The organism is Paenibacillus marchantiae, from assembly GCF_028771845.1.
Taxonomy (GTDB): domain Bacteria; phylum Bacillota; class Bacilli; order Paenibacillales; family Paenibacillaceae; genus Paenibacillus; species Paenibacillus marchantiae.
Window position 1 is genome coordinate 6,240,287 of sequence record NZ_CP118270.1, and the last position, 24,766, is coordinate 6,265,052.

The 24,766-nt window shown below is 48.3% G+C and carries 24 protein-coding genes; 7 read left to right on the forward strand and 17 right to left on the reverse strand.

What is annotated here, in order from left to right; translation table 11 throughout:
- Position 1 precedes the first annotated feature (1 nt).
- From yhbY to spoVAC, 10 genes are all read right to left on the reverse strand, one after another.
- A complete protein-coding gene (yhbY, locus tag PTQ21_RS28130) occupies positions 2-295 on the reverse strand; it encodes a ribosome assembly RNA-binding protein YhbY (protein WP_063567269.1) in 294 nt (97 codons plus the stop codon).
- A gap of 316 nt (positions 296-611) precedes the next feature.
- Positions 612-1,475 carry a shikimate dehydrogenase gene (gene aroE, locus PTQ21_RS28135; protein ID WP_274567911.1) on the reverse strand — a complete coding sequence of 288 codons (864 nt, stop codon included), beginning with the start codon at positions 1,473-1,475 and terminating at the stop codon, positions 612-614.
- A 41-nt stretch (positions 1,476-1,516) separates the two neighbouring features.
- Positions 1,517-2,644, reverse strand: a complete 1,128-nt coding sequence (gene yqeH / locus PTQ21_RS28140) for a ribosome biogenesis GTPase YqeH (protein WP_024628522.1) — start codon at positions 2,642-2,644, stop codon at positions 1,517-1,519.
- Positions 2,641-3,168 carry a YqeG family HAD IIIA-type phosphatase gene (locus PTQ21_RS28145; RefSeq protein WP_064636329.1) on the reverse strand — a complete coding sequence of 176 codons (528 nt, stop codon included), beginning with the start codon at positions 3,166-3,168 and terminating at the stop codon, positions 2,641-2,643. Before PTQ21_RS28145 ends, yqeH begins: the two co-directional genes overlap by 4 nt.
- A 109-nt stretch (positions 3,169-3,277) precedes the next feature.
- The gene (locus PTQ21_RS28150; RefSeq protein ID WP_274567913.1) at positions 3,278-5,491 is read right to left on the reverse strand and encodes a transglutaminase TgpA family protein; all 2,214 of its coding nucleotides are present in this window, start codon (positions 5,489-5,491) and stop codon (positions 3,278-3,280) included.
- A complete protein-coding gene (locus tag PTQ21_RS28155) occupies positions 5,488-6,663 on the reverse strand; it encodes a DUF58 domain-containing protein (RefSeq protein WP_274570577.1) in 1,176 nt (391 codons plus the stop codon). Before PTQ21_RS28155 ends, PTQ21_RS28150 begins: the two co-directional genes overlap by 4 nt.
- Positions 6,664-6,738: 75 nt before the next feature.
- Positions 6,739-7,695 carry an AAA family ATPase gene (locus PTQ21_RS28160; RefSeq protein WP_063567266.1) on the reverse strand — a complete coding sequence of 319 codons (957 nt, stop codon included), beginning with the start codon at positions 7,693-7,695 and terminating at the stop codon, positions 6,739-6,741.
- A gap of 207 nt (positions 7,696-7,902) precedes the next feature.
- Positions 7,903-8,253, reverse strand: a complete 351-nt coding sequence (gene spoVAE, locus PTQ21_RS28165) for a stage V sporulation protein AE (protein ID WP_053781314.1) — start codon at positions 8,251-8,253, stop codon at positions 7,903-7,905.
- Positions 8,254-8,256: 3 nt separating this feature from the next.
- Entirely contained in the window at positions 8,257-9,273 is a 1,017-nt protein-coding gene (spoVAD, locus tag PTQ21_RS28170) for a stage V sporulation protein AD (protein WP_063567265.1), read from the reverse strand.
- Positions 9,270-9,773, reverse strand: coding sequence for a stage V sporulation protein AC (gene spoVAC / locus PTQ21_RS28175; protein WP_063567264.1), 504 nt, complete (start codon positions 9,771-9,773; stop codon positions 9,270-9,272). Before spoVAC ends, spoVAD begins: the two co-directional genes overlap by 4 nt.
- A gap of 616 nt (positions 9,774-10,389) precedes the next feature.
- On the opposite strand from spoVAC, the gene PTQ21_RS28180 reads away from it, so the two are divergent.
- Positions 10,390-11,463, forward strand: coding sequence for a M42 family metallopeptidase (locus tag PTQ21_RS28180; RefSeq protein WP_063567263.1), 1,074 nt, complete (start codon positions 10,390-10,392; stop codon positions 11,461-11,463).
- A gap of 150 nt (positions 11,464-11,613) precedes the next feature.
- On the opposite strand, the gene PTQ21_RS28185 is transcribed toward PTQ21_RS28180, so the two are convergent.
- The gene (locus PTQ21_RS28185) at positions 11,614-12,321 is read right to left on the reverse strand and encodes a metal-dependent hydrolase (protein ID WP_090809895.1); all 708 of its coding nucleotides are present in this window, start codon (positions 12,319-12,321) and stop codon (positions 11,614-11,616) included.
- Between the two features lie 251 nt (positions 12,322-12,572).
- On the opposite strand from PTQ21_RS28185, the gene PTQ21_RS28190 reads away from it, so the two are divergent.
- Positions 12,573-13,202 (forward strand): YfbR-like 5'-deoxynucleotidase, encoded by a 630-nt coding sequence (locus PTQ21_RS28190; RefSeq protein WP_063567261.1) that lies wholly within the window; start codon positions 12,573-12,575, stop codon positions 13,200-13,202.
- Positions 13,203-13,254: 52 nt separating this feature from the next.
- Here the strand turns inward: PTQ21_RS28190 and PTQ21_RS28195 are convergent, their stop codons facing one another.
- Both PTQ21_RS28195 and PTQ21_RS28200 read right to left on the reverse strand, forming a co-directional pair.
- On the reverse strand, positions 13,255-14,007 hold the full coding sequence (locus tag PTQ21_RS28195) for a response regulator transcription factor (protein ID WP_274567920.1): 753 nt from the start codon (positions 14,005-14,007) through the stop codon (positions 13,255-13,257).
- A gap of 11 nt (positions 14,008-14,018) precedes the next feature.
- Complete coding sequence (locus PTQ21_RS28200) at positions 14,019-15,899, reverse strand: cache domain-containing sensor histidine kinase (RefSeq protein WP_274567921.1); 1,881 nt, start codon at positions 15,897-15,899, stop codon at positions 14,019-14,021.
- 176 nt (positions 15,900-16,075) lie between these two features.
- Between PTQ21_RS28200 and PTQ21_RS28205 the strand changes: the two genes are divergently transcribed.
- From PTQ21_RS28205 to PTQ21_RS28225, 5 genes are all read left to right on the forward strand, one after another.
- Positions 16,076-17,377 (forward strand): ABC transporter substrate-binding protein, encoded by a 1,302-nt coding sequence (locus PTQ21_RS28205; protein ID WP_274567922.1) that lies wholly within the window; start codon positions 16,076-16,078, stop codon positions 17,375-17,377.
- A 114-nt stretch (positions 17,378-17,491) separates the two neighbouring features.
- Positions 17,492-18,364 carry a carbohydrate ABC transporter permease gene (locus tag PTQ21_RS28210; protein ID WP_072734531.1) on the forward strand — a complete coding sequence of 291 codons (873 nt, stop codon included), beginning with the start codon at positions 17,492-17,494 and terminating at the stop codon, positions 18,362-18,364.
- Positions 18,365-19,189, forward strand: a complete 825-nt coding sequence (locus PTQ21_RS28215; protein ID WP_072734532.1) for a carbohydrate ABC transporter permease — start codon at positions 18,365-18,367, stop codon at positions 19,187-19,189.
- Positions 19,190-19,292: 103 nt separating this feature from the next.
- Entirely contained in the window at positions 19,293-19,718 is a 426-nt protein-coding gene (locus PTQ21_RS28220) for an Rrf2 family transcriptional regulator (protein ID WP_063567255.1), read from the forward strand.
- Between the two features lie 137 nt (positions 19,719-19,855).
- Positions 19,856-20,713, forward strand: a complete 858-nt coding sequence (locus PTQ21_RS28225; protein ID WP_274567927.1) for an SDR family oxidoreductase — start codon at positions 19,856-19,858, stop codon at positions 20,711-20,713.
- 188 nt (positions 20,714-20,901) lie between these two features.
- On the opposite strand, the gene PTQ21_RS28230 is transcribed toward PTQ21_RS28225, so the two are convergent.
- The 4 genes from PTQ21_RS28230 to PTQ21_RS28245 form a co-directional block, all read right to left on the reverse strand.
- A complete protein-coding gene (locus tag PTQ21_RS28230) occupies positions 20,902-21,438 on the reverse strand; it encodes an RNA 2'-phosphotransferase (RefSeq protein ID WP_274567929.1) in 537 nt (178 codons plus the stop codon).
- Positions 21,439-21,522: 84 nt separating this feature from the next.
- Positions 21,523-21,981: an Imm48 family immunity protein gene (imm48, locus tag PTQ21_RS28235; RefSeq protein ID WP_274567930.1), complete on the reverse strand. Its 459-nt coding sequence runs from the start codon at positions 21,979-21,981 to the stop codon at positions 21,523-21,525.
- Positions 21,982-22,211: 230 nt separating this feature from the next.
- Entirely contained in the window at positions 22,212-23,798 is a 1,587-nt protein-coding gene (locus tag PTQ21_RS28240) for an FAD-dependent oxidoreductase (RefSeq protein ID WP_274570578.1), read from the reverse strand.
- A gap of 2 nt (positions 23,799-23,800) precedes the next feature.
- Positions 23,801-24,748: an ROK family protein gene (locus PTQ21_RS28245; RefSeq protein ID WP_274567931.1), complete on the reverse strand. Its 948-nt coding sequence runs from the start codon at positions 24,746-24,748 to the stop codon at positions 23,801-23,803.
- Positions 24,749-24,766: the final 18 nt, after the last annotated feature.

Genomic DNA, 24,766 nt, shown 5'->3' on the forward strand with positions numbered 1-24,766 from the left:
CTTATCTAGGTAGTTCGATTTGTTTGTTATCGCGCGATTCTTTGTACAGGATGATTGTGTTACCGATGACTTGTACAAGCTCACTACCCGTTTCACGGGCAACTTCTTCGGCCATCTCTTTTCTGTCCTCGTCATTGTTGTTGAGCACTTGCACTTTCATCAATTCGCGCTTCTCAATCGCATCTTCGATGTGACGGAACAGGTGCTCATTCGTTCCCCCTTTGCCGATTTGAAATACAGGGGTCAGATGATGTGCCTGTGAACGCAAAAAGCGCTTTTGTTTACCGTTTAACATGAATACTCCATACTCCTTATGGTGAGCAAGCCTTAGCAACAGCACAATGTCTGCCCTAGGCCTGACCGTTCAATTATATTTTTACATTCATAAAACGAACTAACAAAGTTTACACAGTGTGACTACGATTGCAGTACCATCTTACGATCGCTGTTATCCCCAGATTTCTTCATTTCATTTATAAAGGGGGAAATCCGGTGAAAGCTTATGCTTCCGAAGCAGCTTTCCTACAGAAAGCTTTGAGGCGAGCACTTCGTTTCTTCAGATTGGTTCTGCACTCTTCGTCATCGTGTAATCTTGTTTTCATTTTACAATATCAAAAACTGTCTAACACAGCTCGCCGCATCGTCTCCACGGGAGCCGGGATGCCCAGCCAGTGCTCGAATGCTACCGCACCCTGGTATATAAACATACCAAGACCACCATGCACAGTACATCCACGCTGCCTTGACTCGCGAAGCAGGCGTGTTTCCAGCGGATTGTAAATAAGGTCGCTTACTGCTGCGCCTGCTCGAATGAGTGCAGGGTCAACAGGTACGTCATCTACATGCGGATGCATGCCTGCTGCTGTCGTGTTAATCACGATATCAGCCGAAGCCAGTACCGCAGCAGCCTCTTCCATTCCACTACCTGTGATGTCACCCAGTCCATGAGCGCGCAGATCGGAAGCAAGGGCAACGGCTCTGTCGGCTGTACGGTTAAGAATACTAATCCGTTCAGGCTTCTCCAAAGCAAGAGCGTATATCACACCTCTTGCTGCTCCGCCAGCCCCCAGAACAGCGATACGTTTGCCTGCGAGTTCAGGAACAGCTTCTTCCTTCAAGGAACGCACATAACCGATGCCATCCGTATTATACCCTGTCAGCTTGCCTTCTTCATTGACAATGGTGTTCACCGCGCCAATCATGCGTGCACTTTCATCAATGACATCAAGATACTGCATGACCTGTTCTTTGTGCGGAATGGTTACATTCACACCACGATACCCCAGCGCCACAATGCCTCGAATGGCTGATTCCAGCTGCTCGGGACGAACATGCAGTGGCATATACATTCCATTCACTCCTGCAGCCTGCAGAGCCGCATTATGCATAGCAGGCGATTTGGAATGTGCAATGGGATCACCCATAACGCCAAGCAGGACAGGGAGTGAAGGATTTGTTTTTTTCTGTTCCGACATACTTCCGCCTCCGATCTGGTGAAAATGCTGCTGTAATTACATTAGATCAAGGATGGGCGGATCAGTACACGAATACCTTTTGGAGCATGAACAGCTACAAGCGCCCCATTCTCACCGTTAACCTTAATCCAGCCCAGTCCGGAAATGAATACATCCGACTGACTACCACGTTTGATTCGGAACTCATGTCTGGTCCATTCAGGCATATCTGCTGCATCTTCACGTGTTGGTGGAGACAGCAACTCACCCAGATGGTCACGATACAAGTCGTCTGCACGTTCCAACTTCGTCCGGTGAATATCAAGCGCAGTGCTGATAAAACAAGTGAAGGACTGACGATCTCCCTCTACAAAGTCAAAACGAGCCATGCCGCCGAAGAACAGCGTCTGACCAGAATTCAATTGATAAACGGCCGGTTTAAGCGGTTTTTCTGGCATAATGGCAGCCAGATCTTTACGGGATACAATCTCACTGAAACGCCAAGGGTATACAATTCCCGGTGTATCAATAATAGCTTTTCCATCGTCGAGTGGAATATTAACCATATCCAGCGTCGTCCCCGGATAACGGGATGTCGTGAGTTCCTGCTCGAGATCACTGTAATCACGAATCAGACGGTTAATCAGTGTGGATTTGCCCACATTGGTACCACCAACCACATATACGTCACGATCTCCGCGATACGTCCCGACAAGCTCAAGCAGTCGGTCGAAGCCCTGATTTTGCTTCGCACTGCACAGAACGACATCCACGGTGCGCAAACCTTGTTCTTTGGCCTGTTTTTGCACCCAGTTGCGAACCTTGTTCCAGTTGGTTACTTTAGGAAGTAAGTCCGTTTTGTTCACGGCTAGCAATACCGGATTGTTGCCTACAAAACGCTGCAAACCAGAGATGATACTGCCATCAAAGTCAAACAGATCAACGATATGGATGACAAGTGCATCCTTATCCCCGATTTTGCTGAGCAGGGCCAAGAACTCGTCCTGATCCACTGTAACGGATGATGACTCATTGTAATTTTTAATACGGAAACAACGCTGGCAAATGACGGGTTCACGATCCAACGCTTTTTCGGGGATGAATCCTGGTAATTCCGGGTTTTCCGTTTGCAGATGCACTCCGCATCCGCTGCACCTTACGGCAATATTGCCGTTATGCGGTTCTGTCATTTCTTCTTTTCCTCCTCAAGCCATAAGCCTTTCTTGCGCAAACTCGTTAGAGCAATCCGTTCCACGCGCCGATTGAAGCGGGTCATGAAGCCTTCATCTCCAATGGAGATCGGCAATACCAGAACCGTATAGAGTCCCAGTCGATTCCCTCCATAGACATCTGTAAGCATCTGATCGCCTACCACAATCGTTTTTTCAGGAGTTAACTCCATCATCTTCATTGCTCTACGAAACGGAACATTCGATGGTTTGCGTGCACTATGCACAAACTGGATATCCAGTGGCGTCGCAAACAGGGATACACGATTCAAATTGTTATTGGACACAATCATGAGCTGGAAACCAGCCTCTTTGACACGTGCGAACCACTCAATCAGTTCGGGCGTGGCATCAGGAGCTTTCGCCCCAACGAGTGTATTGTCCAGATCAGTTATAATTCCACGGTAGCCTTGAGCGTATAGCTCTTCCAGATTAATGTCAAAAACCGTGTCTACACGCAGCTTGGGCATTAACATTTCAAACAAAGAAGTCACCTCAGTTTCATACGACACACTATATCACAAATCCGTCTTTCCTGAAAATGCATACAGCGCCTCACGGTATAGGAAAAAAGGAAAAACGGGACGGGCGACATTACGCCCGTTCCGCTTTAAGTTCCTTACGCAGCTTCGAAGCAGTCTGATAGACGGCCTTCCAATCGTCTGCAGTTACAGACGCTGGACTATAGCGAGTCTGTTCAAACTTCGCTAGAAGTTCATGCAATGTCGCTGCTGCAGCTGGTTTCAGCTGGCTCCAGCGGGTTACCGATTCACGAAGTGTCTCATCCCCGCTTCGGGTCAATCCTTTGCGCTTCGCATAACGTATCCAGCGTTCGGTCTCTGCCACTACCTTTTGTTCAGGGGTTAACGGTCCACCTGTCCGCAGACGAAGCACGAAGAATCGAAGCGAGAGGCGATTTCGCCAGAACATATAAGCCACCCACAATACGATGATGGCTCCCGCAACCCAGATTACAAAAGTCGGGATGCTGGATGAAGCCTGCTCAGGCGCAGGAGTCTGCTCTTCCTCTTTTACCGGTTCCTCTTCAGGTTGTTCTTCAGGCTCATCTACCGGCTGTACATCCGGTTGTTCCGTGAGCAACGGCATGTCAAAGCCCGGCGTCGCTTCAACCGGAATCCATCCATACTCGCCAAAATAAACTTCAGCCCAAGAATGCGCGTCTGCATTCGTTACAGTGTAAGTTGTCTCGATCTCAGCCCCAGGTTGGCGGGGAGCCTGCATGTCTGAATTCAGCGAAAGCTGTCCAGGTGCGTACCCTTTCACCCAACGAGCGGGGATCCCTTCGGAGCGCGCCATCATAACCAGTGCAGTCGAGAAATAATCACAATACCCTTCACGAATGTCAAACAAAAATCCTTCAACAAAGTCACTGCTTACTTTTCGGGATAAATCCGGATTGTTTGTGTAATCAAAATTTTGTTGTAAATAGTTTTGCAGTAATGCCACTTTTTCATACGGCGTATTTGCCGATGCTGTAATTTCAGTGGCCAGGTCCGTCACCCGATCTGGGAATCTGGATGGCAGCTGCAGGTACATATCATCTGCCGGATTGCTCGTATACAGATCATCAAAAGATTTGGTACGAAGTTCATCTTCCACAATAACTGGCGCTTCCGATACAATCGTATACGTCTTTGGATATTGCGGTTGCTGACGGTCTGTTACGACATGAAGTTCTGCCTGCTCTGGATTCCATAACATCCGGTCTGAATTTGCCTCACCATTGACAGATGTGACTTTCGAGATGGAATAGGCTCCAAAGAGGATCGGATACACGTTATCATTCAACATCGTCACTTTCTGAGTGACTTGCTTGGTGGTTACATTTCCGGGTTCATCATTCTCCAGTGCTTGTCCCGCCTCAACATCCTCTGTCGCACCTCGTCCGCGATCATCCCAGCCTGTTCCCGTATACTCTGCCCGCGTCTCACCACGCCAGTAACTGCGCTCATTGGTAGTGACAGACATGACAGGTGTATAGTCGAAGTTAAACCCTCCGCCAAGCTGGTTGTCTTCCCTGCTGTACCCTGACTCGGTAGCTGTCGGAATGTCCAGTGTGCCGTTGCCTGTCTGACTCCCCGAACTTCCGGTGTAGTTACGCCACGCGGTATAAGGATCCGTCAAGGTAGGAGGAACTTCCGGCATATTCACACTGGCTACGATAATCAAAGAGAATATGATGGCAATGTTGGCCAGAATTTTGTAGGGATGTCGGATAATTCGCTTCCACCCTTGTGGATATTGCAGTTGGAAATTACGGAAGTGCTGACATACCAGCCATCCCATTCCTGCAAACATAACCCAGGCGATTTCAATCCAGAGTGGAAACTGGGTAAAGGAGTCGAGAATTCCCATCGAGATAATGTTAATGCCCAGAAAAACGAGAATTCGGCGCGTTGTAGTCACCAGGCGCAGGGCAGCTTCAAGCATCACCCACGCGCACAGGGAGAACCAGATGTAAGGTGCCAGGTGCAGCACAAATTGCTCTGTACGCTCCATTAACGTGCCGTAAGGAATATAAACGGTGTAATCGATTAATGTCTTATGCAAAATATATACAAGGACAACCGCCTTGATTATGGTTCGAATCATTATTTTGAAAGGCAGAATCACTTCCAGAATACTGACCGCTGCGAGCGTCCACAGCACCAATGAAGTGGTCTCGGTATACCAGGATTCCTGTGTGAATGATATCCACTGCATGCCAATCAGGAAAATCCAGAGCAACGAAGCCGCATGATACCAGGATCTTCTCCCCACTGTCAGCTCTTTGCCTTTAGTACTCATACACTACCTCCCCCCATAACCGTTGGAAGCTCCTGCAAATGGGAAACGGTAAAGGATCTTGTACCTCTTCCACGCAGCATCGCATTCCACTCGGAACTCCGGCGGGAATCAGTGGGTTCAATCAGAATATGACAAGGGGTCATCCCTCGTGTGTCGGCCCATCGGAGCAGTTCGAGAACTTTTTCATCCTTCTGGGGAGAAATCACTACAAAATACGCGCCTTGAGGAAACTGACGTGACATCTTCTCAACACCGGGCAGCAGCCTATTCTCTTGGCCGTTATATTGGATATCTACCAGATGATGAATCATCTTCTGCCGCTCCATCGGACTTTCACTGGGAGCAAAAAATGATGTCTTCTCCGACAGTGTCAGCAGCCCCATACCCATTCGTTCTCTTGTTCCATACTCCAGCAGCGAGGCAGCCGTGGACACAGCCAGTTCAAAGGCCTCACCATGTTCATAGCTGCCTGACAGCGCATCCAGCACCAGAATCGTTTTCGGAACCGACTCATGTTCAAATTCCTTGGACTTCCACGTTCCCGTCTTTGCCGTTGCATTCCAGTGAATGCGGGAAAGTCGGTCGCCATAAACGTAGTCACGCACGCCGTTAATCTGGGTCGTTTCCCTGCGCGAGCGGGTCAAGGCCGTCTGTGGACCGGATAACCGTGATTTGCGATCATATAGCTGCCAGTACGGGATAAATACCGTCCGCGGCAACACCCGGAATTCCCCTTTGGCTTTGAACGTTCCCCGATGCTCGATCAGACCAAAGATGTCCTCGCTGGCACATTCCGTTTCGGAAAAGACATACTTTCCCCGCTCCAGCGGCGGGGTTTGAAAAGACAATTCACCATACCCTCGCATGCTCGGAATGAGGCTTTCTTTGAAAGACCAGGATTCGCCGTTATGCCGATGCAGCATTTCGCGCACAACCACATAAGGAAGTGGCAGAAATCCCGGGATGTTCAGACTTAACTGCACCTGTACCTGGTCACCGGCATGCAGCAGCTCTTCATGATCCTGACCAGAAGAGAGCTTGCGCACGCCATGAGTACGACGTACACCGCTAAAACCAGCAATCGCAAGGTAAATACAAAGCAGAGTCACCATCGACAGCAGCATCAGGGAGGTCTTCCCGCCCTGGAACAAAACATAAGCCAAACAGCACATCCACACCGCCGCGATGCTCCATACGCGGGGGTGGCGTATTCCCCTTCTGACTGTACTCAAAAGCGGCTTCATCAATTATTGCCCCATGGAGACGGGCACTCGAACCTGTTGAAGTACGGATTTTAATACAGCCTCGGAGCTCATGCTGTCCAGTCTCGATTCGGGACGCAGCACGATCCGATGGGAGATGACATAAGGTGCCATCGTTTTCACGTCATCCGGAAGCACGTAGTCACGTTCCTGCAAAAAGGCAAAAGCCTTCACGGCCATCATAAATGAAATGGCTGCCCGCGGGCTGGCGCCCAGCAATACGGATGGGTGGGAGCGAGTTTTGCGAACCACATCAAGCAGATAATCCATGACCGGATCACCGATGAATACTTCCTTGATTTCCTGTTGAATGGCTGATATCTGATCCATATGGGTTACGGATTCAAGCCGATCAACAGGCTGACCCGACTGATGCTGCTTCAGCAACGTTTTCTCGATATCCTTGTCGGGATAACCCAGACTTATTTTCAACATAAACCGGTCCAATTGCGCTTCCGGCAATGTGTACGTTCCTTCAAAATCGATTGGATTCTGGGTTGCACAGAGCATAAATGGATGAGGCAGATCATACGTATCGCCATCTACCGTCACACTGCGCTCTTCCATGACTTCCAGCAAAGCGGACTGCGTTTTGGTAGTTGCCCGGTTAATCTCGTCTGCCAGCAAAATGTTGGTCATGACCGGACCTGGACGGAAGTAAAAGCGCTCGTCACGTGGATGGAACACGGATACCCCCGTGATGTCACTTGGTAAAATATCAGGATTACATTGAATGCGGCGGTACTCTCCGCGCATGGATTTCGATAACGCTTTAACCAACTGCGTCTTGCCTGTTCCTGGTACGTCTTCAATCAGAACGTGTCCGCCTGCAAGCAAAGCTGTGAGCAAAAGTTGAATTTCAAAGGATTTCCCCATTATGCATGATTCCAGATTAGAACGAACTGCTGATATGATTTGGATCGACTCTTTGCGCACAGGCATATGGTCTAACCTCCTAAAAAAGCATACAGATTTCCTTTTATTGTACATGATCCAAGGGCGCGAGTACACTCGAAGGAACTCATAATTTGTTTCCAGCCGTCAGATTCACCGCAGTTATCGCATGATTACGACAAAAAGAGGCCCGGATAGAAGTTATCCGAAGCCTCTGCTGATTCCATATATAATGGCTAGCTCTGCCATGCTCTGTTACCCTTTCGGCCGAACCACCAATGCCGCGAGAAAAGAAAAGATAATCGCTGAGGAAATACCCGCCGCGGTCAAATCGAATATCCCCGTAATGACACCGATCCATCCCTCTTTCTCCAGTTCCGTCAATGCCCCGTGCACGAGGGAGTTACCAAAACTGGTAATGGGGATGGAAGCTCCTGCCCCTGCAAATTTGACGAGTGGATCATACAGCCCAAACGCATCCGCAACCGCACCAGCCACAACAAGTGTACTCATTGTATGTGCAGGAGTCAGTTTGACACCATCCATCAGAAGTTGTCCCACGACACATATCAACCCGCCAACAATAAATGCCCATAAAAACTGCATCCTTTATCCCTCCTTTTCTATGGCTACGGCATGCGCAATACAAGGAATGCTCTCGCCCTGCTGATATGAAAGTGGAGACAACAATGCACCGGTAGCGACCACTAATACCTTATTGAGTTCACCCTTTTGCATCCGGTTCAAAATGTGACCGTAAGTCACTGTTGCAGAACATCCACAGCCACTGCCTCCAGCGACAACGTAAGGTTGCTTCTCCCGATCATAAATCATCAGTCCGCAGTCATTGAAAACCGTCTGTTCCATGGGAATACCCTCTTTTTGCAGCAATTCTTTGGTAATGGGAAGTCCCACGGATGCCAGATCGCCTGTCACAATGAGATCATAATAACCGGGTTCCAACCCTGTATCCCGAAAATGGGAAACGATAGTATCCGCTGCCGCAGGCGCCATCGCAGATCCCATGTTAAACGGATCTTTGATGCCCATATCCATAATTCGACCAATAGTCGCTTTGGTAACTACAGGACCTTCGCCGGTACGAGAAACCACACCACAGCCAGAACCGGTGACCGTATACTGCGCATATGGCGGCTTCTGGGAACCATATTCCGTTGGATAACGAAATTGCTTTTCCACCGTACAGTTGTGACTCACCGTACCCGCGAGTACATAATCCCCTGCACCCGAGTCCACAATGAGTGAGGCGAGAGCCAACGTTTCCATCGACGTTGAACAGGCACCAAATACCCCCAGATAGGGTACACCCAACTTGCGGGCAGAAAAGGAACTACTTATAATCTGATTCATCAGATCTCCACCAACAAAGAACTGAAGCTCTTCTTTTGTGATATTCGCATTGATTAATGCCATTTGGGAAGCCTGTTCAAGAAGCTTGCGTTCTGCCTTTTCCCAGGTTTTCTCCCCAATTTCCAAATTGTCATACACATAATCAAAATCTGATGTTAGAGGCCCTTTGCCTTCATCCGGTCCTACGACTGCCGATCTGCCGATAATCCGTGGACGGTTCTCAAATTGCCAGGTTTGTTGGCCCAAGCGTTTCATAGATGTCCACCTCCGAAGCCGAGGATGGCGTATACAATCCCCACGATAAAGGCAGCAACGACACCAAACACGATAACTGAGCCTGCCAGCTTGAACATGTTGGCACCAACCCCAAGCACGAGTCCCTCGGCGCGATGCTCCAGTGCTGCCGAACACATGGAGTTGGCAAACCCGGTGACAGGGACAGCCGTTCCAGCACCCGCCCATTGTGCCATTTTATCGTAGACACCGAGGCAAGTCAGGATGACTGAAATGAGGATCATGACCGCAACGGTTGGACTGGCAGCTTCTTTCGATGTCATGTCAAACCCGGCCATAAACGCTTCCTGGATAGCCTGTCCAATGACGCAGATGAATCCGCCGACGAAGAATGCCTTAATACAGTTCGTCCAGATTGGACGGGCAGGCTCATGTTTTTTGGCGACTTTTTTATATTCCTGTTCACTGATGGACAGGGATGATGATGATTTTTTACTACTACCCTTAGTTTGAGCTGGCAAGATACAGAACCTCCCTTGAAATGAAAATAAGTCAACAGATGTGACTGCATGTACTGTGTGTAATCCTGTATTCATTGTTTGTTAAGGTTGGGAAAGTTATGTATCCGGCGAAAGACAGCATATGTTTCCAGCACGATTAAGCTGCCGAATGAGATGAGTCGCTCAGCGCCGGATCAGAGGTCTGTGAAATTTATAAATAAAGCAGAATGATCACGAGCAAAATAAAAAGGACGATACAAAGGATGGTTTCATTGCCTTCATCGGGTGGCGTCATCTATTGTCCCAGCTCCTTCCTGTTGTGAGGCAAGTGAAATTAGTGGGTCATTAAATACCTTATGGAATACTGGTTAAGCAAAACGGTTCCTTACTATATGCATATTCAATGCAGCTGCTTGGCGACTGTGCTTGGTGCGGATTTTATGGCCCGATGAAACATTAAACGAGCAACCATTCATGCCTGAGATACGTGACATAACCATGGACAATTACTTGCGCAAGGTTCATACTGTAGTGTGACCAGTGGTTAAATAAAACGTTCTTCTCTTCCGAAGGACAACAGTCCGGCAGCCGTTCTGCTGAGACCTGATCTACATACAAGCAGAGGAGTTGTCGACACATGAATCAAAAAACGTTGGAAATGTTTCGCACGTTAACGGAATTCCCTTCCGTTTCCGGGTTTGAACGCGAGCTTCGCGGATGGATGAAAGAACAAATGTCTCCTTATACGGATGAATTTGTCCAGGATCGCTTGGGCAGCCTTTTTGGCGTATTGCGGGGAGAGGAGTCCGGACCCAAAGTCATGGTTGCAGGTCACTTCGACGAAGTTGGTTTCATGACCACAGGCATTACGGAAACAGGCATGATCAAATTCCGCCCACTCGGTGGATGGTGGAGTCAGGCTGTGCTGTCTCAACGTCTGGAACTCATCACTCCGGATCGCCGGATTACAGGGGTTGTTGGTTCAACACCTACTCATCTACTCGATGAATCCCAGCGTAATAAACCGGTTGATCTTAACCATATGTACTTGGATATTGGTGCGGATAACCGTGCAGAAGCAGAGTCTTGGGGCATTCACCCGGGCATGCAGATCGTGCCGATCTGTGAGTTCACACCGATGGCTAACCCGAAGAAAATCATGGCAAAAGCATGGGATAACCGTTACGGCGTAGGACTTGCACTTGAGCTAGTTGAAGCATTGCATAAAGAAAAATTGCCAAACACCCTCTATTGCGGTGCAACAGTCCAAGAAGAATTGGGACTACGCGGTGCACGCACGGCTGCCAATCTAATTGAACCGGATATTTTCTTTGCACTGGACTGCAGTGCCGCGAATGATATGACAGGAGACAAACAATCATTCGGACATATTGGACAAGGCGCTTTACTGCGTATCTTCGACCCGGGCATGTTTACCCATCGTGGTATTGTTGAATATGTTCAGGACACAGCATCAACAAATCAGATCAAAATGCAATATTTCATCTCTCCTGGCGGTACGGATGCCGGAGCGGTTCATTTGAGCGGTATCGGTGTGCCTTCAACGGTAATTGGCATCTGCGCCCGTTACATTCATACTTCTTCTTCCATCATTCATACGGATGACTATGATGCGGCAAAAGAGTTGCTCGTGAAACTGGTGAAGGGTCTGGATCAGACAACACTGAACACGATTATCGGAAACGCGTAACTTTTTCTATAGAAGATGCCCTGATTTTCAGGGCATCTTTTTTGATGTTTAGAACACGAAATCCGTCCTAAAGATGAAGGGGAAATTAAGATGTAGTGATGAATTGCAAAATGCCAGCCTCTGCATAAGCAGAAGCTGGCATGATTTGGTTTACAGAAATAAAGGGGAGAATGCAATCCAGGCCAAAATAAGAGCCAGCACAATGCACACATTTTCCACAACGGCACCATGTTTCGTGCCCGTACTCATGAGATTGATTCTTATACGCCACTTGAGTGGTGGCAATGGACGAATGCCGCGATTCGTCAACGAATCTGCCAATAGATGCATGACATAGGCTGTGCCTCCAGCTACCCAGATCTCAGGCCCCTGCAAATGAGTTGTACTGTAGAGCAACCCAGTCCATACGGCGGTTCCATATAATGTGTGTGTCAATCCCCTGTGGGTTAAGGTGGTACACAGCATTAACAGACTGCCAGCAATTAGATTCCATGGTGCGAATGCATGCCCATAGAATACAAGTCCCAATCCGATTGCAAACATCAACACTTTGCGCAGGGAACGGGATGGCAGGAAAGATACCATCGCAATCAGAATCGCGAGCAGCAGATTCCATGGTTTCGCCTGAACATAGAAGTACACAAATACGGCGACAGGCAGCAGAATTGTCTGTAACAGCCGAATGAGGCTGTTCGGCAACGCCTTGGATACCAATAGTGAATTGGGCTCATCAATGTCTGGTAGGAGCGAACCGATCAGAGCCACGGTAACCGCCGGTGCAGTCACAGTCATACCGGCCAATTGCAGAACAGAGAGGGATACAGTGGTCCCGATAATCAGGTGGGATCTTCCCATCATGGTGCAAAAACTTCCTTTCGAAGAAATAGGGAACATAAACTGCCCACTCCAGATTTTACAACGAAAACAATATAAGAACAATAGTTCGCATTTCTTAATTTACTTACTCCACACCGTGTAATTACGATGGGATCTATGGGCAGACTAATATGTGAACTGATTTTACCTTTACCTCATACGGCGTTAATCCTGTGTTAACATCACTGGTGTATAGTCGGTTCATACCCAACCAACAAAGGATGATTACTTATATGGGAATTCATACGTACTTTAGATCACTCAACGATCTCGAACGCATTATTCGTACGCCGGGGAAATTCAAGTTCGAGGAACACAGCGTATCCGCCCACTCCTGGAAAGTCGTGCAGTATGCCAAAACACTCGCCGATATTGAGGAACAGCATGGGGTCGCCATCGATTGGAAGAAGCTTTACGAAATCACCAGCAGTCATGATTATGGTGAAATTTTCATCGGTGATATCAAAACGCCGGTTAAACATTATTCACTGGAGCTTCGTTCGATGCTACAGCAGGTAGAAGAAGGCATGGTTGAGCATTTTATTAACGAAAATATTCCTGAAGAGTTCCAGCCGATTTTCCGTAGACAGCTGCGTGAAGGCAAAGACAATTCTGTCGAAGGACTTATTCTGGAAGTGGCAGACAAAATGGATCAGGTATACGAAGCGTTTGCTGAACTGCAGCGTGGCAATACAGAAAAGGAATTTATCGTGATGTACCGATATGCCCTGATCAAAATCAAAAATATTGACCTCCACTGTGTACACTATTTCCTCGAACATATTCTCCCCGACATCATTGAGGAAGGTAACCGCTCCCCATTTGATATCCGCCAAATCACAGAAGATGCTTTGTTACAATAATCAGCTCCAGTCATCGTGGTTCTTCAAGAGCCATGGACAGGGCTTTTTTTCGTTATTGTAACCTTTGGCGATACTCGCTGGGATACAGTCCTGTCTTGTTTTTAAAGATACGGCTAAAATAATGGGAATCACTATATCCCACCGCTTTACCTACTGTCTTGATATCCATATCTTCAAAGGCCGCGAGCATGCGTTTTGCTTCGTTGATTCGAAGCCCTGTCATGTATTTGAGCGGGGTTTCACCCGTCACCTTTTTGAAACACTTCCCCAGGTAATCTACACTAAAATGCATCTGTCCTGCCATGTCCTGCAACGTAATTTCATGCATATAGTTCTGTTTCAGATACAACTTGACTGCCTCTGCGATATCCTCCGGCTTCACCTGTTCATCCAGCATTGCACTAACATGTGCCAGCGAATCCTCTGCCTTGCCAAGTTTTAATTCCATTGCATCCAGCAGCGATCGAAGCTGTTCTTCCATGAGGGGCTTAAGCAGATAATCCTCCACTTTGTAACTGATCGCCTGACGTGCAAACTCAAACTCATGGTGGCCGCTAAGGATCACGATCTTGACATGCGGATAGGCAAAATACAGATGTTTCGCCAGTTCCAGCCCATTCATGACGGGCATCTGAATATCGGTAACGACCAGATCAGGCACTGTATGTTCAATCAGTTCCAATGCTTCCTGTCCATTTCTAGCTTCACCTATAACCTCAAACCGTGTGCCCAGCTCGCTGAATTTCCGGGACACGTTGCGGCGAATTAACGCCTCATCTTCCACAATAATGGTTCTATATGTCATCACCATGAGTTTTAACTGTGCTCCTTTCGAATGGAACCGCCAATCGAAATTTTGACGCCGCCAGAAGGTTTATTCGTAATATGCATAAGTGCCGCGGAACCATACCATAATTTGAGTCTGATCCAGATGTTTTTCAATCCCATCCCGTTGATCTCAAGTTCAGGCATACGCTCCCACTCCTGTGATTGTTGTATGTACTGTTGGATGAGCGCGAGCGCCTCAGGTTCCATGCCAGGTCCGTTATCTTCGACGGTCATTAGCCAAGTCTCCTGCAAAGTGTCCAGCTCTCCAATGATATGCAACTTCCATGGTGGTGTATCACGCAGTCCATATTTCATGACATTTTCCAGCAAAGGCTGAATTAGCAGCATGGGGACCTGAAGATTTTTCATCAAGTCCGGAACATGGAATTCATAAAGCAGATCATCTTCGAACCGAATTTTCATACACTCCAAATACCGCTCACAGTAGTCGATTTCTTTTTCCAATGGAACACCGCTTTTGTTCGGAGTCGAGATGTAACGCAGCATGGATGCAATGTGACCACAGAACGCAACGATCTGTTCATTCATGCCCTCTTCCGCCATGATGCTGATGTTCGTAATGTTGTTATACAGAAAATGAGGGTTCATCTGGGACTGCAACGCCAGCAACCTGGCATCCGTTTCCTGAGATTTGATCGCCAGCATGTCCTGAAAAGACTGCACAAGCTGTTGATTCAATTGGATAAAGGTATCATTCAACTCATCCATTTCACGAATGGAACCCGGATAGTCCAACTTGAACAACTGGCCAGAGTCCTGACCCGTGGTCAGATCGTGGACGCCAGTTTTCTGAATAATGCGCTGCAAACGATGGAGCGGTAAGGTAACACGTTTGGAGATCAGGTATGAGAGGAGCAGAATAAGCATCAAGGTAGCTAAAGTTGCCCCCATGAACAGAAGAGCCATGCGATTCAAATTCGCAAACAGGGATTGTTTGGATTGCATCACAATAACCGTCCATCCGGTCTCCAGCGAGGTCGTGTAGGTCATCATTTGCTTCGAATTTCCATTGGGATCTACGACTTCTTGCATCGTTCCTGGTGGATATTGATCGTTTCGAATCAAGTTAACAACGTCGGAATGGATTGCATTTAACGGATGTTCATTGGACAAAAAAGGATATAAAAGCTCATGACGTTCATTCAATACATAGACGCTCAGATTTTCGTTCCCCGCTTGCACATCGTTTAAATGCTGGAACACGGTTCCTGCATCCTGCAAAATTTCCACTACTCCTTGCGAGACATAATTTCCATCCTTATACACCCGGGTAAGGGAAAGATATGGTTTACCTGACTCCCCCTGCCCTGTTGGCATCGGTAATGCCCCACCATCCAGTAAACTTATGACACGCCAGCCATTGCGCCCCCACGTTTCCTCGTACCACGGTCTTTGGGTCAGATCTACGGACAGCTGTCCATTGAACGCACCGGCCCCCAGCATTTTACCGTTCACATCATAGATATTAGCTTGTTTCGCTGTGTTGGAGCTGCTAATGATCGCCAGAATGACATCAATCAGCGTTGTTGTATCCTTGTAAAACGCCGGGTCACTTGTCAGCGTCTGTTCATTGTCCTCCGCTGGAGATAAATAGTGACTGAAGTGCTCCTTGACCAGATTGGAATATACGATGTTCATGGAGAAATTATTCATTTTGACGATTTCCTGATCCAGATTGCCTACCATCGAATTCCCCAACTGTTTCTGCTGTTCGGCACTTCGACTACGAATGTCATTGGCAAGAAAAACATACAAGAGACTGGCCACAATCAATGAAAATACAATAAAGACTGCAGAGTAGTAGGCAAACAGACTTTGCTGAAGCGTTCTGAATCGGTACTTAACCATCTCACACCTCGTTATCGGATGATGTCTTGCAACTTACTCGAAAATGTCCACCCAACAGAACGCTTTTGTCTATTGAGCGCATTCTTCGTTCCGCGTAAAGTTATTCACATAAGAATACGCTTACATGAAGCGTTTCGGCAAGATCTATTATTCTTTATTCCATGGGAGGTTCATTGATGAGAAAACGATTTCTATTATCCCTCGTAGGTGCGCTGTTGCTGTCCAGCCTGCTTCTTGCCGGGTGCAACTCCGGTGAAAGTTCCGAAGGTTCAGGGAAGGTAACACTAACGTTCGGAACAAGTCAGAGCGGCATTCCACGTACGGGTATCATGCAAACGATGGCTAAAGAATATGAGCAGGAAACGGGTGTGAAAATTGACTTTCAGGTGGTCCCTGATGCCCAGTGGCGTGACCTGATTAAGGTGAAGCTCGCCTCCGGCGAAGCTCCTGATATTTTTAATGTCGATGTGGATCCACTTAGCATGCCTGCCAACGTAAGACCTGAGGAAAATGCAATTGATCTGACCAATGAGGAATTTACAGGACGCATGTCCGAAGAGATTTTACCAACGGTTAGCTATAAAGAGAAGGTGTACGGGGTTTCTTTTGCACCATCGAAAATATGGTATGTGTACTATAACAAACGCATCTTTGAAGAGCTCGGCATCCAGCCGCCAACGTCCTACGCCGAGTTCAAGGCGATCAGCCAGAAAATCAAGGACAAGGACATCATTCCGTTCTATCAGGCTCCTGCCAGCGGATGGTATCAGGTGCTGCCTCTGTTCGAAACCGGTCCAAACTATGAGCAAGCTGCGCCGGGAACGTACGAGAAGCTGAACAACAATGAGATGAAGGTCGCGGATTTGACGCAGCTCAAGACGGTCATTGAACAGTTAAAGGAATTTGCGGATCTGGGTTACTTCGGCAAGGATTTTCTGTCCAACACGGTCGAGGCTGGCATTGAATCCTTTGGTCAGGAGAAGGCAGCGATGCTACTTCGAGTTCCGGGCACCGAAAAGGAAGTGTCTGAGGCGTATCCAGACATGAAGGACAATATGGGATTTTTCGTGATGCCATGGGGCGATAATCAGACGATTGGTGTGAATCCGGGCGGTTCGGCTGCGATGTTTGGCAACAAAAACAGCAAGCACCCGGAAGAGGTACTGAAGTTTTTCCGGTGGATTACGGAGCATGATCATCTGCAGCGTGTATTCGATGGTGGTGAAGGCAATCTGACCATCTGCTGGCCTGAAATTGAACCGAAGCTGACACAGGACTATATCGATTATGAGAAAAATCATGAGAAAGGTACGGTCATGCAGGCCGCTGTGAAGTACATTGATCCGCAATGGATGGATATCGGCAAGGATCTCTCCGGCATGTTCGCCGGAGCCATGACCCCTGATCAGATTCTGCAAAATATTGATAAACGCCGGGCTGAGCAAGCCAAAGTGCTGAAGGATGAGGCGTGGCAATAACAGCGCGTATTCTGGGTAAACACATGAGGCATGTGGCTAACCACCATTATAATGCAGCGAGGTGAGGCACCATGCACTCATGCATTTTGGCAGGAAGGACAGGTGTAACAGTTTATGAATGTAAATAAGATATATCCTTGGTATTTCTCATCTGGAGCGATTGTGCTGTATCTGCTGTTCATCGTCGCTCCCGCCCTGCTGGGCATCTATTATTCCTTCACCGATTGGAACAGTTACAGTTCGGAGAAAAACTTTATTGGTCTGGAGCATTTCCGAACCATTCTGGCGGGTGATCCAACGTATTTACTTTTCATTAAGAATACAGTCCTTTTCACTCTGATTACTTCGATCGCCAAGACGGTTCTGGGCCTATTCCTAGCTCTATTGCTGGTCAGCGGTGTGAAGGCCGCCAATCTGCACCGGATGATCATATTTTCACCCCAAGTACTTTCGTTCCTGATTGTCGGCCTGGTCTTCAAAAGCCTGCTCGATCCCAACAACGGCTTCGTTAACGTGACACTGCGTTCGCTGGGGCTGGACGTTCTGGCCCAGAACTGGCTGGGCTCCCTTACTTGGGCAATGCCATCTATTATGGCGGTGGATACGTGGAAAGGCATGGGGTACATTATGGTGCTGTTCATTGCTGGACTACTCGCCATTCCTCGGGATTATTATGAAGCGGCATCGATTGACGGTGCCGGCTTCTGGCAGAAACTGTTTCGAATCACGATCCCAATGCTGATGCCGACAATTACCATCGCCACGGTACTCAATATTACGTATGGGCTGCGGGTATTTGATGCGGTATATGTACTGACCAATGGTGGACCAGGCAACGCTACAGATGTGATTAACACAGCGGTGTATTCCTCTTTTGCTAAAGGCTATTGGGGGCTCGGCAGTGCATTATCCACGATTCTGTTTGTCATTATGGCGATCATCTCCTTCTTTATCATCCGCTTGATGAACCGAAAGGTGGAATACTAGATGCGAGTGAAAAAACGGCTGGTTTCCATCGGATTAAATGTACTCGCTTGGCTTCTTAGCCTGGTGGTCCTGATTCCTTTTGTCGTCATTGTGCTGAATTCATTCAAGTCCGATGCCGAAGCCAAAGTGCTCAAACTGACCCTGCCCGAGAAGTTCATCTTTGAAAATTATAAAATCGTCTATGAGCAGGGACACTTGGGTGGTTCCTTTTTCAACAGTTTGCTGCATTCAACGGCTTCTTCCCTTCTGCTGGTGTTTGTTGTGGCGTTCTCAGCCTTCACTTTATCGCGTAATTATTCGAAGTTAAGCAAGTTCCTATATTTCTTTCTTATTCTGGGCATTACGCTGCCATTGAACTACATTCCACTAATGGAGGTCATGAAGTCGCTGGGCATGATTAATTCGCATGTGGGCATGATTCTGCTCTATACCGCGATGGGCATTCCGATCTCGCTATTCATCACATATGCGTTTGTATCCAATATTCCAAAAGAACTGGATGAAGCAGCGATCATGGACGGATGCAACGGGATCAAGCTATTTCTCAGAATTATTGTGCCTTTGCTCACGTCCGTGCTGGTGACGGTATTTGTTCTTAATTTCCTGAGTGTCTGGAATGAGTTTACCGCCCCGCTCTACATGCTCAATACCGTCGAGATGTGGCCAATGACGCTCGCTGTCTATAACTTCTTCGGACAATTCAGTGCTCAGTGGAATCTGGTCAGTGCGGATATCGTGCTTACGTCCCTACCTGTATTGATTGTGTTCCTGATTGGGCAAAAATATATTGTGGGTGGTCTGACTTCCGGGGCGGTTAAGGGTTGAGATGTATCCGAAATGAGAATTCAATACACCGGGCTACTTTGAAATTCATCATTGACATCGTGTTTATTTGTAACTATTATAGTTACAACGGTGGTGATCATGCATGAAACAAATCAGTAGTCGCTTTTCCATTGCGGTTCATACGTTGTCCCTGGTCGCTGTTGTGCCCAATGAGTGCACGGGAGATTTTATCGCCAAAAGCGTGAATACCAATCCCGTCATTATTCGGCGGATTATGTCCAAGCTGAAACAGGCCGGCCTGATCGAGGTCAGACCCGGTGTCGGCGGTGCTTCTTTGTTAAAGGACCCCGCGGACATTACGCTTTTGGATATATATCGTGCACTTGAGGTTGTGGAGGATGGCGAGTTGTTTAACTTCCACAAGCATCCAAACCCAAATTGTCCGGTTGGCAGCATGATCGAACAAACCTTGCGCGCCGAACTCATTGAGGCTCAGCTAGCTATGGAGCAGCGTTTGAAACGTGTAACGATACAACAGATGATGGATCAGGTTCACGTCTCTGAATAAAAAAGCTCATTACGAGCTTTTTTTAAACCTTTCGTTGTAATCACACCTGTTATAACATATACGATTACATCCATTCATGTAGATTGACATTTCACATTAGTGTCGACACAAACCATACCTTATAGGAGGATAATACAATGAGAATTTTAGTTACTGGAGCAACAGGTCACTTGGGTTCACTGGTCGTAGAGGCTCTGTTACAAACGGTATCTGCTGGGGATTTGGCTGTAAGTGTACGCAACCCGGAGAAAGCGGAAGCATTGCGTGCTCAAGGTGTGGACGTTCGTCACGGTGATTTCGATCAACCGGAAACGCTGGAAAAAGCATTTGCAGGCGTGGATCGGCTGCTGCTTATCTCTACAGACGGTGACAATGAAACGCGTATTCGCCAACATCAAGCTGCCGTGCACGCTGCCAAGAAAACAGGCGTTGGATTCATCGCTTATACCAGTGTTGTGAATGCGGAGAAAAACACCCTTTCACTGGCTGAAGTACATCGTGCCACAGAACAGGCTATCCGCGAATCCGGCATTCCTTATTCCTTCCTGCGCAACAACTGGTACCTGGAAAATGAAGCAGGTAGCGTTCAAGCAGCTACCCAGGGCGCACCTTGGGTGCATGCAACTAATGCCAGCCAAGTGGGCTGGGCTACTCGCAGTGATTATGCGCATGCTGCCGCTGCAGTACTGACAGGTGAGGTACATGAAAATTCAGTATATGAGTTGTCTGGTAAACTTCGTACTCAAGCTGAGCTTGCAGCCATCGTTGGGGAAGTGCTTGGACAGGATATCAACGTGCAAAACGTGGATGATGCTGCTTACGCTGACATTATGAAAGGTGCAGGTCTGCCTGACTTTGTAGTCTCCATGCTCGTTGATATGCAGAGTGCCATCCGTGAAGGCGCACTGGCTGTAGAGAGCGATACATTGGAAAAATTGCTTGGCCGTTCAGCTCAACCATTGAGTGAGGGTGTAAAAGCAATTGTAGGCAAGTAAGTCTAAATAGAAGAGAATAGAATGGATATCAAAAAGGGACACACCAACGAATGTTGGATGTGTCCCTTTTTGTGTAACAGCGATCTATAAAAAGATATAGCAGTTGAACGTACTATTTATACTAAACTAGTTCAATTGTGATATAAATTCAATATAGATATCGATAATCCCCATCACCGTTACATCGATTATTGCTCGATATATCGTGCCGGAATGTGATCGGCCAGCCAAATATTTTCGTTTCCATGATAGAAAAGAATTCCGTCCTTGAACGCTTGAGCCGCGTTAATTTTCAGTATTACCGGCTGGTCATCACGTCTTCGTCCCACCTGATTGGCGGTATCCATATCTGCGGACAGATGAACATACTGCCTCTGCCGAGGCTGCAAACCTTGCTCCATAATGGAAGCAACCGACCGCATTGGCGTGCCATGATAGAGTATCTCCGGTGGATCGGCAGGTGTTTTGGATATCTTTTGCGGAGTCGAATGACCATATAATGCCCGAATGCGTCCAGAACGGACCTCATGTCTCTTCTTCTCCGAAGCTTGAATCATCCGCTCCAGATCTGCTTCCGTGACGTCCTGCCACTGTGGACTCTCATGTAAAGCCACCAGCAATTGCGGAATCTCTACCCAGCCCTCTTCGTCCAGCTCCAGCTCGTACTCCCAAGGGGCGTGACGCAAGGCGTATGAGAGCTCTTTACTTAACTTCATCAGATCCATTGCGATCATCTCCCAATTAAGTTAACAATTCATTAGACAAATACTGTCTGTACCACTACATGAAAGGGTGAACGCTCTGCTTCTTCAGGTTCTCTCCGGTTGTACTGCCGCCAAAATCTCCTGAATGTTGCGGGCGAGTCCCTCATCATCTTCCTGATTAAACTGGCGGTGTCCATCGATGCCACGATGAATAATCGTGTTCATCACCGGATGAACTTCCCGATCGGAAGCCACCCGGATCAGATCATCGGCAAAATCTACAGCCTGCTGCTCACTATAGTTAAAAGGTTTAATCAGCATACGGATGCTCAGTGCATGAGCCTGTGGCTCCGCCAGCTGATCCCGATGAGTGATGCCATATACCGCACCAAATCCAAAAGCAGCAATCACCTGACGCTCCAGTTCCGTTGTCTGTTCCAAAGGTGTACCGATCAGTTCACATATTTTGCCCACCATCTGCTCCAACTCTGAAGCCGCCGCAGCCAAAATTACGTCATTAATATCGTCAGCGTTGATAAATCCAGTCATATTGTATTTCTCCATTTCTGCTCCGTATTTGATCCATTCTCTCAGACTCTATGAGAACATTGTATCGAAGTTTGGGTCGTGAGTTCAAATGAAATGATTAATTACCTCCGTTTCAGGAAAAACAAGCAAAATAAAATATTCGATTTATGCCTATAACATAAGAAATAGTATAGGCGTTATCCGAAGCAGATGCCCGAATAACGCCTTGCGTAAATTTGTTTCATATAGTTCTCTTAAAAGTCTATCTAACAATTCCCTGCCAGTTCCGCATCTGTCCAATGAAGTTGAACACCCTGGCGAATCAGCTGTGCCTGATAGGCATGAAGATGCTCCGTCGAAGCCCTCACTTCTGAGGGCTCTACTTGCTGTGCAATGGCATAAGCGGCAAGGGTGCCAGCAGCCTCGCCAATATTCCATTCGGTGGGATGCAGACGGTAACAACCGTTCGCAATCTGGGTCATGGAAATATTTTTGCAAGCTGGGAGCAAGTTCTTGACTCGCACCGGGATGAGTGCACCCAGCGGAATCTCATAGGGATGGTTCGGTATATAAAAAGTCCGCTGGTTCACGGTTGTCGGATGGAGATCCAGATGATAACTGCCGACACCCACACTATCCTCGTAACGTTTGGCTCCCTCTGTTCCCCGCAATTCCTTGCTCACATCCTGCTCGGTAATGGTATATACGCCTCGGATTCGCCGTGATTCCCGAATATACGGCGCTTTCGCGAGACCGTCTTCCGTACCGAGCACATCTCCACGCAGCCTTACGCCCGGATAACCCTTTCCGCCGTCCAGTCGGGAAGCTGCTGTCTGAAGCCAGTACACTAAGGAAAGAGTTAGTTGCCTCGCCGCTTCCAGATGCCGCTCGCGTTCCTCCGGCGATACACCAATGATCGGCCCGGCGTAATAATCGTTCAGTGCCCAGTTGAGCAGCGTGACTTCACCATCATTCAGTGACTCTGTCCATATAGCCGGGTCAACGATCCGCCGATAATCCCACAGGGAGGTTATGCCCTGATCATTCGGGAACATCGTGAACTCTTTCAGCTTGGAGGTATCATTGGCATCCGAAGCGTACCAGCTCAGGATCGGATACAGTGAGAACGAGGGAACATACTGACGCCAGCAATCATAATCCCTCGGACGAGGGATCGTGAAGTCTCCTCCCGGCACATAATCCACTGCCGCCACATGGGTAATCGACTGCATGTCTAGCGGATTCCCTTCATCCAGGGCATGTGGCTCACCCGTATCCCGCCGAGATTCCGCTCCACTTACATACTCTACTCCCGCAAGGGGAAGCAGATCACCGCATTCTGTAGCATCGAGATAATAGGCACCCTGGAGCTTAATTAATCCCCCATTTCGCTCTTCACGCACAGTCACGCCAGTCACCCGGTCACCTGCTGTATCTACCTGAACTGGCACAGTATGATAGAGCACCTCGATTCGACCGGTGTTCACGTAAGGCCCAAGCATCTCGTGCAAAACGGCAAGCGCGACCTTCGGTTCATGCGCCAAGCGGCTCACCCAGCCATTGCCGGGGTTAAGAACAGGATCGCTCTTGGCGACATCCGTAAGCGGGTAGTTCCGTCTGTAGTAATCTCTGACTCGGCTGCGGAACTCACGATACGATGCTGTACTGCCAGATTGTTCAATCCAGCGGTGTTCATCTGGCGGTACTGCCTGTGAGGTCAATTGACCGCCAAGCCAGTCCGTCTCTTCCGTCAAAAGTACCCGTTGCCCTGCCTTGGCTGCAGCCAGCGCAGCCGCAGTCCCGCCAAGACCACCGCCAATAATGACGATATCACTGTGTTTCTCCTGTTCAATACTCAATGCTTTGTCTCCTCCCTGTCACTGCCTTCAGACCAGCCAACACCGTCCTCACGCAGGCGTTCCAAGGCCAGCTGCGCCGCCCCGAAACAGCCTGCCCAGTTACCGAGTTCAGCCACTGAAACCCGGTCTCCCAACCCGACACTGGATAACTTAGCGGTAAGTATCGGCCACCATATAGCCTGATCATGGGTCACACCGCCACCAAGAATAATCAATTCCGGATCTATCGAGGCAGATATATTCGCAATAACCAAGGCCAAATCAGATATGTAACGCTCTAGAATGCACAACGCTATTGCTTCTCCCTGGCTTGCAGCGGTCATAATCTCTCGGCCGTGAGTATACGTGTTGCCCTTCTGTTCCCGCGCCAACCGCATCAGTGCACTACCGGAAATGTATTGCTCCACGCAGCCGCATTTGCCACAATTGCAAGGCCGACCGTCAGGCACCAGCACACTGTGCCCCCAGTCCCCACCGCGCCAGTCTACTCCCCGTAACATCCTGCCAATTGCCATATTGGCCCCACCGACCCCAGTTCCGAGTGTCAGCATAACCAGGTTCTGCTTACCGCGGCCGGTACCAAGCCACGCCTCGCCGAGCAGTGCAGCATTGGCGTCGTTATCAGCAGTTGAAGGCAGGCCAAATTCCGCTGTTGCCCACTGTGTCAGTGGCATTCCCTGCCAGCCAGGTAAATTGTTCGTTGCGTGGATCACTTCACCCGTTTCCACATTCACCCTTCCTGCCGAGGCAATACCCAGGGCCTTCACTTCTTCACAGCTAGACAACAGTTCACTTACTAACCCGTGCAGCTGGCCAAGTATAGCCTTCCGGCCCAACCGGGCCTCCGTTGCACATGTAGCCTCCACCAGAACGACTCCGGCTTCATTGACTACAAGCCCTTTAATGCCTGTGCCACCTACATCTACGCCAATGACCTGTGGCATTTGCTTTCCCCCTATTCA